12 protein-coding genes are annotated in these 12,375 nt (G+C 65.7%); 2 read left to right on the forward strand and 10 right to left on the reverse strand.

The features are described from left to right. Nucleotides 1-128: 128 nt before the first annotated feature. Nucleotides 129-1,877, forward strand: coding sequence for an ATP-binding protein (locus LK535_RS11070; protein ID WP_227771972.1), 1,749 nt, complete (start codon nt 129-131; stop codon nt 1,875-1,877). A 21-nt stretch (nt 1,878-1,898) separates the two neighbouring features. On the opposite strand, the gene LK535_RS11075 is transcribed toward LK535_RS11070, so the two are convergent. The 10 genes from LK535_RS11075 to LK535_RS11120 all read right to left on the reverse strand — a co-directional run bounded on the left by LK535_RS11075 (nt 1,899) and on the right by LK535_RS11120 (nt 11,419). After that, a complete protein-coding gene (locus tag LK535_RS11075; RefSeq protein ID WP_227771973.1) occupies nt 1,899-2,180 on the reverse strand; it encodes a hypothetical protein in 282 nt (93 codons plus the stop codon). A 42-nt stretch (nt 2,181-2,222) separates the two neighbouring features. Then, nucleotides 2,223-3,383, reverse strand: a complete 1,161-nt coding sequence (gene uvsE, locus LK535_RS11080; protein ID WP_227771974.1) for a UV DNA damage repair endonuclease UvsE — start codon at nt 3,381-3,383, stop codon at nt 2,223-2,225. Continuing rightward, a complete protein-coding gene (locus LK535_RS11085; protein WP_227771975.1) occupies nt 3,380-4,450 on the reverse strand; it encodes a DHH family phosphoesterase in 1,071 nt (356 codons plus the stop codon). The genes uvsE and LK535_RS11085 overlap by 4 nt, the downstream gene beginning before the upstream one ends. A 68-nt stretch (nt 4,451-4,518) precedes the next feature. Then, nucleotides 4,519-5,472, reverse strand: coding sequence for an FAD:protein FMN transferase (locus LK535_RS11090; protein ID WP_227771976.1), 954 nt, complete (start codon nt 5,470-5,472; stop codon nt 4,519-4,521). 51 nt (nt 5,473-5,523) lie between these two features. After that, nucleotides 5,524-6,390, reverse strand: a complete 867-nt coding sequence (locus LK535_RS11095) for a DUF4198 domain-containing protein (protein ID WP_227771977.1) — start codon at nt 6,388-6,390, stop codon at nt 5,524-5,526. An 11-nt stretch (nt 6,391-6,401) separates the two neighbouring features. After that, nucleotides 6,402-6,872 (reverse strand): DUF2271 domain-containing protein, encoded by a 471-nt coding sequence (locus tag LK535_RS11100; RefSeq protein ID WP_227771978.1) that lies wholly within the window; start codon nt 6,870-6,872, stop codon nt 6,402-6,404. An 18-nt stretch (nt 6,873-6,890) separates the two neighbouring features. Then, a complete protein-coding gene (locus LK535_RS11105) occupies nt 6,891-7,595 on the reverse strand; it encodes a PepSY-associated TM helix domain-containing protein (protein WP_227771979.1) in 705 nt (234 codons plus the stop codon). Between the two features lie 122 nt (nt 7,596-7,717). Further along, nucleotides 7,718-10,387: a phosphoenolpyruvate carboxylase gene (ppc, locus tag LK535_RS11110; protein ID WP_227771980.1), complete on the reverse strand. Its 2,670-nt coding sequence runs from the start codon at nt 10,385-10,387 to the stop codon at nt 7,718-7,720. A 32-nt stretch (nt 10,388-10,419) separates the two neighbouring features. Beyond that, a complete protein-coding gene (locus LK535_RS11115) occupies nt 10,420-10,827 on the reverse strand; it encodes a hypothetical protein (protein ID WP_227771981.1) in 408 nt (135 codons plus the stop codon). Between the two features lie 22 nt (nt 10,828-10,849). Continuing rightward, a complete protein-coding gene (locus LK535_RS11120; RefSeq protein ID WP_227771982.1) occupies nt 10,850-11,419 on the reverse strand; it encodes an HNH endonuclease in 570 nt (189 codons plus the stop codon). A gap of 99 nt (nt 11,420-11,518) precedes the next feature. On the opposite strand from LK535_RS11120, the gene LK535_RS11125 reads away from it, so the two are divergent. After that, nucleotides 11,519-12,310, forward strand: coding sequence for an enoyl-CoA hydratase/isomerase family protein (locus LK535_RS11125; protein ID WP_227771983.1), 792 nt, complete (start codon nt 11,519-11,521; stop codon nt 12,308-12,310). Nucleotides 12,311-12,375: the final 65 nt, after the last annotated feature.

A 12,375-nucleotide genomic window follows, 5' to 3' on the forward strand; every position in this document is an offset into this window, starting at 1 on the left:
GCAGCCACCGCCCGCGCAACAACCTGTCGCGTCCAGCCATTCCCGGAACAACTGGCTGAATAGACTCTTCTAATGCGAACCACCGCCCGGTAAATGGCCGGCCAAATGCGGTTAATTCGGATGACGACGTGGCGGAAAAGGACTCCGGGAACACCACCATCGACATTGAAGGTAACGGCCAGAGCGCTGGCGTCCCCGCTGCGGGCGCGATGGACGTAGGCGCGCACGAGCCGCTGGGCGCCAGCAGCGACGGCAAGCGGCACTGGCGCGAAAGCACCATCACCGAACCTGGCTTGAACAATCGCGGCAACGTCTTCTTCGCCGCTATCGAGATGACGCGGATGCCGATGATCCTCACCGATCCGCATCAGCCCGATAACCCGATCGTCTTTGCCAACAAGGCCTTTCTCGACCTCACCCTCTATGAGGAGGAGGAAGTTCTCGGCCGCAACTGCCGGTTCCTTCAGGGCGCTCGCACCGATTCGGAAAGCGTGGCCGAACTGCGCGATGCCGTGGCCGCGAACCAGTCGATCGCGCTGGAGATCCTGAACTACAAGCGCGACGGAACGCCGTTCTGGAACGCAGTATTCATCGGCCCGGTCTATGACACATCCGGCAAGCTGCTCTACTTCTTCGCCAGCCAGCTCGACGTCACCCGCCGACGCGAAAGCGAAAGATCGTACCTGCAGGCGCAGAAGATGGAGGCGGTGGGACAGCTCACTGCCGGCCTTGCGCACGATTTCAACAATCTGCTTCAGGTGGTGAACGGCAATCTCGAGCTCGCCGTGGCCCGCAGCTCCGATGAACGCGTGCTGCGCTATCTGGCAAGTGCGCGAGGGGCCGCTGAACGCGGCGCAAAGCTCACCGGCCAATTGCTCGCCTTTGCACGCAAGACCCGGCTCGATCCCCGGCCGGTGGACGTCAGCGAGTGCCTCAACAGCTTCGCCGACGTGATGGAAAGCGCGCTCGGCAAGAAGGTGGAGCTTCACTTCAGCCTGCGCCGGGGCCTGCCCAAGGCGCTGCTCGATCCGCAGCAACTCGAAATGGCGGTCCTCAACATCGCGCTCAATGCCAAGGATGCGATGCCGACCGGCGGAGTGATCGAGCTTTCCACCGCCCGGGTGCGGCTGAACGGCGACGCTGCGTCGCGCGGCCTCTCGCCCGGCGAATATGTCGCAGTGCAGGTGCGCGACGAGGGCGAAGGCATGACGCCGGAGGTGATCGAACGCGCGGTCGAGCCGTTCTTCACGACCAAGGGTGTGGGCAAGGGCACCGGCCTGGGCCTCGCCATGGCGAGCGGCTTCGTTCAGCAGTCGCGTGGGCGGCTGGAGATCGAGAGCACGCCGGGCAAGGGAACCACGGTCCGGATGCTGTTCCCCGTCGCCGCCCGCGACGAACGCGATCTCGCCCCTGAGCCGCAGCAAAACAGCAAGCCGGCATCGTCAAATCAGTCGGGCGCCCACATCCTGGTGGTCGAAGACAGCCCGGAAGTCCTCGCCCTTGCGCGGGAGATCTTGGAGGAGGTCGGCTACCGGATCACCACCGCCGAAACCGGCGAAGAGGGCTTGGCCGCCTTCCGGAGCGCGCCCGAGGAATCGATCGATCTCGTGTTCACCGATCTCGTCATGCCAGGCGGCATCAACGGAATCGTGCTGGCACAGGAAATCGCCAAGATCGCGCCTGACGTGCCGGTGCTGATGACGACCGGCTATAACGAGGAACTGGTCGCCGATGGTCCGCTGCGCAGCGGGCTCGACGTCCTGGGTAAGCCCTATCGCCGCGCCGACCTGCTCGACCGCGTTCGCCAGGCCCTGAACCGCAAGGGTGATGGCGGGCCGCGCCGCCATATCTCGGACTATGGCTCGGCCGAGGAGTGAACGGTCTGGCGGTCCCGCCCGTCAGATCACGTCGGGCAAGGGCGCCGTTCCGGCCGACCGGCTGACGTACAGCTTTTCCGCGCAATGTTCGTTTGCCCAGGCGAGGCCGGCAGCCTCCGCATCGTCATAGGTCGCATAGGGTTCACCCCCGACCAGCGACACTGATTCAGCAGCGTCGGTATCGCCGCAGCGGAACAGCACTGATCCGTTCAAGCGGTAACGACCATCGTCCAGTTCCTGGATCCTGATGCAGTCGCTGTCGCTGGGCGCCGGCTCACCTGCCGGCAGTTTCGTGATGTCCATGATGCCTCCAGATCTCGGCCGGGAACACAACGCACGAACGGCTCATTCCGCCGCCATCAACCCTTCGTCCACGTCCGGCTCGTCGTCGGCGCTCACACCGCCATCGAGCCGCGCCTCGTCGGCGGCCAGATCCGCCGCATCCTCCTGCGTGATGCCGAACCGTGCCGCGACGTCGGGGGCGAAGCGCAGCAGATCCGGACGCAGCCTCAGCAGGCTGAGATCCTTCGCCTTGCCCTCCATCATCACGTCGAAGAGCAGCCCGTCGGCCATGCGCATGAAGGTGGCGAATTCGAACGGGTTCGTGAAATCGGCGTGCCCCGTCCAGATCGGCGGCCGAAGCACAGTCTTCACGCGGGCGGTTGCCTTTACCGGCGCCTTCAGCACCTCGCCCTTGCGCGCCCGCCCCTTGCCCGCCTTGGCGTCTGCCCGCTGCTTGGCGGTGATCTTCTGCTTCACTTCCCGCATCTCGGTACGCGGCGAGGAGAAATGAATCTTCGGTCGCACGCCGGCGGGCCAGGTGGCGAGAAATCGTTCCAGCGTGTCGCGCATGTCCAGCCGCTCGGGATTGAGGCACCAGAAATGCTGGTAGTCGAACACGCAGCGCACGCCGGTTCGCTCGTGGATCCACAACACGTCGGCGGCCGAAAAGCGGATGTCGTCATTTTCCAGCACCAAGCGCCGCTTCACGTGTTCGGGGCATTGCTCCCACCCCTCGATCCAGCGGGCACGGCTCGCTTCATGATCGTCATAGACGCCCCCGACATGGGTGATCATCACCGCTTCGTCGTTAAGCTCCATACGGTCCAGCATCTCGGCCTGGCTGGACAGATCCCAGATGCTCTTCTTGGTAAGCTCCGGATTGGGCGCGTTCAGCAGAACATATTGCGACGGGTGGAATGACAGGCGGATGTCATACGCGCGGGCCTTGGCGCCGAACGCGCGCAACTCGGCATCGCTTTCGGCCACCATGTTGTGAAACTGCGGCATGTCGGGATGGGTCGCGTAGGGCGCGATGTCCGACGACAGGCGGTACATGTCGAGCTTCTCGGCCTTCAGATAGTCCAGCACCGTGTCGAGCAGCTCCAACGAGCATTTGAGATGCGGGTTCTTCTGCCATCGACGAGTGTCGCCGGATTTCAGGCCAGGCTTGCCCATCACCTTCACAGGAAAACCGAGGCGAAGCGGACGGCTGTTGTCTGTCATGAAAGCACCTGCGCCTGAGGGATGCCGAGGCCGCGCACGAAACTGTTCCAATCGGCCAGAGTCAGGGCGCCACCGGTGGCCTGGGCATGGCCGTTGCCGTAGCGGCCATCCGCATCCGGCGGCCGGTGTTCGGCAAGAAAGTCGATGAGGTTGCGTCCGCTTGCCGATCGCGCGGCGAAATGGACCCACCCGGGGCGGTAGCCATGATTGGCCGCGATGACGATCTTATCCTTCAGCCGGCCGCGCCATTGCTGCGCCACCAGCGGATGGATCTGGCATGGCGTGTCGAGTGTGATGAGCGCCACGTCCCCCACCACCACGGGCGGCTGGCGCTTGCCTGCTTCCATGGCAGCGCGAACTTCGGCCTTCGCTGCCCGCAATGCCTCGGAATCGGCATCCACGCCCTTGGTGATTGCCTTGGGCCCATCGGCGCTGAGCAGCAGCCGCAGCGCCGGGCCGGCATCCGCCGCGGCGGTGCGTCGGGGCGCGTTGATCAGCGACACCGCGTCGCGCAGCGCGGTCTTGCCCCAGCGCGCCTGTGCTTCGGCAAGCTCGGGAAAGTCACGGCCTTCCTCCATGTCGCCGATCAGGCCGATGGCGGCCAGCCAGAGCAGGTCGTCGACATCCCCCAGCGCTCCCGCCGCCCAATACGCCAGCAGCGCACTGGTCGGCTCAGGCGACAGGCCGTTGCCGCTGATCGTGATCGCACCCGCAGGCTCGCCGGTCGGCACATGATGATCGATGACGACCGTCGGGCATCCGGGCAGCACGGGAGTGGCCCGCGTGCCAAGGTCGAGCAGGATCAGCCCCGCCGGGTCACCGGCGGAAAGGCGGCTCGCCACGTCCGGATCCCAGGGCGTCTCACCCTTTCCCGTTAGATGAATGGCATGGCGGCGTCCCGCTCGCTCGAGCGCCCGCGCTAGCACAGCGGCCGCCGCCAGCCCATCCGCGTCGAAATGCGACAGGATGGCGATCGTGCCATCCGGATCAAATCCGCCGAGCGCCTCCGCGCACGCCTCTTGCGCCGCAGTGCGCGGGTCTGAAGCAAAGGCAAGCCGGCCGATCATCTGGAATGAACGCGGCGCATGCCGGTGCGGGTCCGCGCCCGCAGGTGCCCCTTCGTACAGGCGCCCGTTTAATCAACCAGCATCCGGGAAAGGGCGGGGCTGAACCATTCGATCAGTCCCTCGGGCTGCCGGATCAATGCCCGCGCGGCGAGGTCGTTCGCCTCCGCAAGCGCCTTCATCTCCGTTGGTTCAGCTACGCTGAGCGCAGTGGCCCAGGCATCGGCCAGCATCGCCGAGCGATGAACAACACTGACCAACAGCGCATGGCCCACCGGCTCGCCGGTTCGAGGGTCGATGGTGTGCCGCCCGCGGACATAATCTCCGGACGTCGCCACGGCGAGCTGATGAAGCGCCAATCGCAGCGGCAGCGCGAGAGCGCCCGGCGTTTCCAGATCCACCCACCAGGGATCGCCATCGGGCCGTATCCCGCGCCCCACGAACTCGCCGCCGATCTCAACGAGACTGTGCCCGACGCCGTGCTCGGCCACCACCGCGGCAAGGCAATCGACCGCATAACCTTTGGCGATGCCGGACAGGTCGAGCCGTACGTCCGCCCGGCGCTGCAAACGGCGCGCCGGGGGATCAAAGGCGAGCTGTCGCCATCCGCCCGTCTGCACTGCCGCCGCGATTGCCTCCGCCGTCGGTGCTGCCGCCGATCGCTGCGGCCCATAGCCCCATAGATCAACCAACTTCCCCAGCGCGGGGTCGAACGCTCCACCCGACGCCACTGCCACGTCCAGCGCCGCGGCGATCACTGTCGCGAAGTCCGGTGGCAGCATCGTCCAGCGTCCGGGCGGAGCGCGGTTGAACCGGCTGATCAGCGAGTCCAGCAGCCAGTGGCTCATTTCCGAAACGAGCTGATCCAGCCGGCGTTCGATCGCGCGGCCGATACTGTCCACGTCCAGCCCGGCCGACGCTGCAAGCTTCACCTGCCAGCGCGTCCCCATTGTGGCGCCGCCGAGCTCCCGCACGGCTAGATCGGGGCTCCACCCGGCCAAAGCGGCCGGGTCGATCTCAGGCACCAGCAGCCTTGGCTGTCCCGCCGGAATGTCGGGCGACGCCACGGCCTCAGGTCAGGGTGCCGGCACCTCGAGCGTGGTGGTGAAGGTCATGCGCCGCTCCGTCGCACGCGGAACGCTCGCCTTGGCGTCCGTCACGGTTGCGCTCATCCAGTACATGCCGGGCACTGGCCATTTGACCCGCAACAGCCCGTCCGCGCCGGTGGTCAGCTCCTGGACCGCTTCGTTTTCGCGGAACTTCTTCGACCCAGGCACCACCGTCACGGTCACGCCGGCAGCGGGCTTGCCGTCAACCAGAAAGCGGAACTGCCCCTCTTCGTCCGACACCAGCTCGCTCGGATGCGTAACCGGCTGCATCTCCAGCCCCTTGCCGGTCGGCTTGAAGACACCGTCGCTGGGCGCGCCGGCCGTGACATAGATGGCGTTCTGACCCATGACCTCGGTCAGCTTCACATCCGTCGCGCCCGCCGGAATCTCCGCCGGCGTGGCGACGCTCTGTACCCGCGGTGCCCCCTGCGGCGCACCGGCGCCCGCTGCCGGCGGCGGGCCGCGTCGGCCGCCTACCCGCCACGTCTCGCCATTCAGCTTGAAGCTGCCCATCACAGAGGACATTTCGGTGCCGATCTTCCACGTGCCGGGCTTGTCGACCTTGACGTCGAACGTGGAGCGATGACGACCAGTCGCGGCGTTCTCGATCGCACCCTGCGTGCCATCGGGTGCCCACACCTTGATCTGCTCGGGCCGCATGGCGACGTGATCCGGGTAGAAGAGGTCGTTCGAAACCGCCGCGTCCACCGTCACATATTGGTTGGTGTCGGACAAAGTGGTGGTCGATGGCAACAGCCATTGACGGTGCGCAAGGGCGGGAGCTGCAAGCGTTGCGGCGCCCACGGCGGCGAGCAGGATGGTCTTCAGGCGCATGGTGATCTTCCTCAACGAACGGTGATGGAGCCGAGCTCGGTGCTGCCGCTGGCGCTGCCGCCGCGACCGGGCACAGTGATCGGCACACGCACCAATTCCCGCCCGCCGGTTTCGCGCGCGGCCTCGACGTTCAGCACATATTGCCCCGCCGGCAGGTTCTTGGGCAGCGGGATCTGATAGGTGCCGGGCGCTCGGGTTGCACCGCTGACACCGTCGGCCGGCAGCTTCAGGCTTCGGCCGCCCTTGCGCCACCAGCTGCGCAGATCGGCGAGCCACTTGGTCCCCGGCTCGGCGCCGCCTTTTTTTACGTCATACCAGACGAATACGGTTCGCGCCGCGCCGCCGGATGCCGGCTCCAGCCACCCTGCAACATAGGGCCGGTGATATTCGGCGACCTTCAGCCGCGGTACGGTGACGCTGACGGTTTGGGCGGCGGCGGGCGCGCTCACCACGCCGGCAAGAAGCAGATAGGCAGGGCGCATGGGTTCGCGAAAGCTCCCTCAGTGGATCAGGAACAGGGCCAGCAGCAGCGGCACGATGATGCTCGTGGCGACCAGCGGCCAGGTGGACGGACGATGCCGGGCGTGAAGCTGCAACAGCAGCAGCCCCGTCAGGGTGAAGATGATGCAGGCAACCGCAAAGACGTCGATGAACCAGAACCACGGGTCCCCGGTGTTGCGGCCTTTATGGAGGTCGTTGAAATAGGAGATCCAGCCGCGCCAGGTCGTCTCCGCGGTAATGGTGCCGTTTTCCCGATCGATGCTGACCCAGCTGTCCCGGCCCGGCCCAGGCATGGCGACATAGACTTCCTCGTCCGACCACTCACCGGGCCGGCCCGCCGGGTCGACGGCCACCGCCGCCGCCACCGCGCTGGCAACAGAGGCGGGAAGCGGTGCGTCGGCGGCATGGTCTCCGCGCAATTCAGCCAGCCGCGGCGGCGGCAGCGTCGCTTCCGCGCGCGTCACTTGCGGCTCGGCGCCGATCGTTGCCGCATGATTCAGCGTGATGCCGGTGATCGCGAACAGGAACATGCCGGCCAATGAAACGGCCGCGCTGACCCAATGCCACATATGCAGCTGCTTCAGCCAGAAGGCGCGAACCTTCTTCCTGGGCTTGGCAGGGGCAACAGGACGGGAAGACGCGGTCCGGGGCCGTTCGCCCGACACTCGCTGTTCACCCGTCACGTCCACGTCGCTGGCCTGCATGCCCATTCCATCTACGCGCTGAGGTCAGCCGCTTTCGACATCCGGCTAGAGCAATCGCGAATAACTCGCAACAGCAAAGGGCAGCCAGCGTCAGCGCCGGCTAGCGGTCGCCACCGGATCCTTCACCCCGAATTGCGTAGCGCCGTGGCGATCGCATTGATCGACAGGAGAATGCCTTCGGCAATCCGCGCATCATCCTCCCCGGCGCGGTGACGGCGCATCAATTCGATCTGCAGCAGATTGAGCGGCTCGATATACGGCAGACGCAGACGGATGGACGCGTCCAGGGTGGGATGCTTTTCCAGCAGCCGCGACTGCCCCGTCACCTGCAACAGCCCGTCCTGCGTGATCTGCCAATCATCGCGAATGCGCGAGAAGATGCGATGCCCCAACTTCTCGTCTTCGACGAGGCTCGCGTAGCGTTCGGCAATGCCCATGTCCGATTTGGCGAGCACCATTTCCATATTGGCGAGCGTGGCGGCGAACAGCGGCCAGCCCTCGGCCATCTCCGCAAGCAGCGCCTTGTCCTCGAACGCCGCGATCGCCTGACCCACGCCATACCAGCCGGGCAGCATCACGCGCGCCTGCGCCCAGCTGAACACCCAGGGAATGGCGCGCAGGTCCTCGATCTTTGCCGACTTCTTCCGGCTTGCCGGGCGGCTGCCGATCTTGAGGCCGGAGATCTCCGCAATCGGGGTCATCTGCCGGAAGAAGGTGTTGAACCCTTCCGTGCCGTAAACGAGATCGCGATAGGCGTGGAAGGCGGCGTCCGAGAGCCGGTCCATCGCTCGGGCAAAGGTTTCATTTTCGGCATTGGAAAGCGGCGCTGGCGACAGGCTGGCCAGCAGCGTGGCCGATGCCATGGCCTCCAGGTTCGTAATCGCGCTTTCGCGGGTGCCGTATTTGCCCGCGATCACCTCGCCCTGCTCAGTGATGCGGATGCGGCCCTGCACCGTGCCGGGCGGCTGTGCGCGGATCGCGGCGAAGCTGGACCCGCCACCGCGCCCCACGGCGCCGCCGCGACCGTGGAACAGCTGCATGCCAACGCCGGCCGCTTCGAACACCGGCTTCAGCGCCGTCGATGCTTTGGAGAGTTGCCAGGTGGACGTAAGGTAGCCGCCGTCCTTGTTGCTGTCGGAATAACCGATCATCACTTCCTGGTGGCCACGCGCGCGGGCGATCGCGGCCACTTCCGGCAGTGCGAACCAAGCGCTCATGATGCCCGGCGCAGCTTCCAGATCCCCGATCGTTTCGAACAACGGCACGGCCATCACCTGCGCCTGCGGGGGATCGCCCGGCACATAAAGGCCAACTTCCTTCAGCAGCAGATGCACTTCGAGCAGGTCGCTGACCGAAGTGCACATCGACACAATATACTGGCGGATGCACGCCCGTCCGTAAGTCGCGTGTGCCTCTGCCGCCGCTGCGACGATCGCGAGCTCCTTGGCGGTTTCCTCGGAATAACTGATGAAGCGGCTGGTCAGCGGCCGCGCCGTGGCAAGTTCGCGGGTCAGCAGCGCCACCCGCTCGTCCTCGCTCAGCGTCGCGTAATCGGCACAGACACCGGCGCGGGCCAGCAACTCGCCAACCACCCGCTCATGAACAGCGCTGTTCTGCCTCAGGTCGAGCGTCGCGAGATGAAACCCGAACACTTCCACCGCGCGGATCAAACGCCCAATCACTCCGCCGCTGGCGAGCAGGCCGCCACCCGCGGCGGACAAGGCGCGCGCCATGGCAACCAGATCCGCGCGAAAGGCGCGGGGATCGGGATACGGCTCTGCGTCACGCGCCGCCGGCCGTGGCGGCCGGGTGCCTACCAGCTTGCGATAGGTAGCCGCCAGGCGCGCGTAGATCCCCGACAGCGCGCGACGATATGGCTCGTCACGCCGGCTTTCGGCATCATCCCCGCTGGCTTCGGCTAATGCGATCACGGCCGGGTCCACCGGTGCATGATCCGCCGAGATCGACAGTTCCGCGCCCAACGCATGCAGCTGATCGAGATAATAGCCAATCGCCGCGCCCGAGGCCTTGCCCAGCGCGACCTTCAGCGATTCAGCCGTCACGAACGGGTTGCCGTCGCGATCGCCACCGATCCAGCTTCCCGGCCGCAGGAACCCGGGGACACGCTGTCCCATCGCGCGGTCCCACCGCTGGTACAGCGCAGGGATCACCGGCAAGAACACGTCGCGCAGATAACTGAGCGCGGTTTCCACCTCGTCCGTCACGTACAGCCGTTCGCGGCGGAGCACGCGGGTCTGCCACAGCAGCGCGACCTGCCGAACGATCGCCTCGTCGATGCGGTCGCCGTCCGGCGTTTCCTCCGCGCCCGTATCGCGAAGCGCCATCAGTTCGGCGATGCGGTTGCGATGGTCGATCATGCTCTTGCGCCGCACCTCGGTCGGGTGGGCGGTCAGCACCGGCGCGATCAGCGCATGGTCGAGCAGCGCCAGCACGGCGTCGCGGTCGACGCCCTCGTCCGCGAGTCGCTCCACCGCGGAAGCAACGTCCGCCCCTTCCTCTGCCGTTATCCCCTGCCGGTCCTCCGCCAGGTTGGCCAGCATAGAGAAGAGCATGAAGCCGCGAACGAAATCGAGCGTCTCGTCGAGCGACAACGCCTCGAGATGGTGATCCACTGCGATCCCGGCGCCGCGATGCCGCTCGACCGATGCCGAGCGGATCGCTTCGGTGGCGGCGAACAGTCGCTCCCCGCCCAAGGCCCGGATCACATCCCCCAGGACTCGCCCAAGATACCGGATATCATCATTGTTGGTGATCGACGGAAGCGCGCTCATTCCGCCATGCTGCAACCCGCCGACCACCGCCGTCAACGCGCAGCTTCGCCAGGTGTGGTCTGGCGTTCCTCCTGTCGGCGCTTGCGATAGGTGTCGCGTTCCTCGCTGGTCAGCGTGCCGTCCTTGTTCAGATCATTGCGATCGAACCAGTCGAGCATCAGGTCACCCGATTCCTGCGGGCTGAGCGCGCCGTCCTTGTTGGTATCTCCGCGCGCGATCATCGGGCGCAGCCGCTCCGGCAGTTCGTCGGCCACGATGCGGTCGTCACCGTTCACGTCCATGCGGTGGAACCGCCGCTCGATCTCGCTGCCGAAATCAAGCCGGGAGGTCACGGTGGGCGGCGTATAGTTATTGGCCGCGGCGTGATCATTCTGTTCTTCGCGCGTGCCACAGGCTGCCAGCAGCGAACCGCACGCCGCCAGCATCATCAACGATCGCATCCCCGATTAACCTCCCTCAAGATCAGGCTTCCAGCTCAACGTCCCAATAAAGCCAATCGTGCCACGTTTCGTGGAGATAGTTGGGAGGAAAGCTTCGGCCATGCTCCTGGAGCTGCCAGCTGGTCGGGCGGATCGGCTCGATATGGAGCGGCATCGCCGCCTGTTTCGGTGTCCGCCCGCCCTTGCGCAAGTTGCAGGGGGAACAAGACGTGACGACATTCTCCCATGTCGTGCGGCCGCCCTGCGCGCGCGGCACCACATGATCGAATGTCAGCTCGCGCACATGCTTGCCGCAATATTGGCAGGCGAATCGATCGCGCAGAAACAGGTTGAACCGGGTGAAGGCCGGAAATTGTGACGGCTTCACATATTGTTTCAGCGCGATCACCGATGGCAGCCGGATCGACTGCGTGGGACTTCTCACCTCGCGCTCATAATGGGCGACAATGTCGACCCGGTCGAGAAACACTGCCTTGACCGCAGTCTGCCATGGCCAGATGCTGAGCGGATAATAAGACAAAGGCGTATAGTCGGCGTTCAGAACGAGCGTCGGGCACGCGTCCGGATGGCGGATCAGATCGGGATGGAACAAGCAGGTCCCCCTTCGATACCGTGTCGTGGCGTGATGTCACGCCAAGCGATGACGCCATGATGACAGCCGGCGATTCACCGGGTCAAGGGGAGAGGATATTTGACCGACACTGTTACCTATGAGGTCGCTGATCATGTCGCGACAATCACGCTCAATCGTCCGGAGCGACGCAACGCGCTGAACTGGGATGCCTATGGCCGACTCGAGGCGGCGTTCCGGCGCTCGGTAACTGACGAGGACGTTCGCTGCGTGATCGTCACCGGCGCCGATCCCGCCTTCTGTTCGGGCGACGACGTGGCGGAGATCATGGCTGGCCCGGATTCCTTCACTGCGCGCAAGGCGCCGCCGGTGGTCCGACACCAGCCCACCCCCGCCGCCATGGCTGCGCTGGAATGCGACAAGCCGGTGATCGCCGCGGTGAACGGTGCCGCGGTCGGCTGGGGCATGGAACTGGCGCTTTATGCCGACATCCGCCTCGCATCGGAGAAGGCGAAATTCGCGGAATTGTTCATCAAGCGCGGGCTCGTGTGCGATGTCGGCGGCTTTTATCGCCTGCCCGCGATCGTCGGCCCGGCAAAGGCGGCGGAACTGCTGTTCACCGGCGACGTGATCGACGCGGGCGAAGCGGCGCGCATCGGCTTGGTGCGCGAAGTCGTGCCGCATGCGGAGCTGATGACGCAGGCCCGCGCGCTCGCCGCGCGCATCGCCGCGAATCCGCCGCTCGCACTGCGCTACATGAAAGAAGGCCTTCGCCGCGCCGCTTATGGCGATCCGCGAGAATTGGGCGGTTGGGCGATCGAGACGATCCGCCGCCTCATGTCCACCGAGGACCATAAGGAAGGCGTCGCGGCCTTCATGGAAAAGCGCGAACCGGTGTTCAGCGGCCGCTGAGCGAAGACTCGCCCCGGCGCTTCCGATCATCGGGAGCGCCGCCGCCTTGCCTCCGTCATAATAGC

Origin of the sequence: Sphingomonas sp. IC4-52, from assembly GCF_020707225.1 — a bacterium.
GTDB lineage: Bacteria > Pseudomonadota > Alphaproteobacteria > Sphingomonadales > Sphingomonadaceae > Sphingomonas.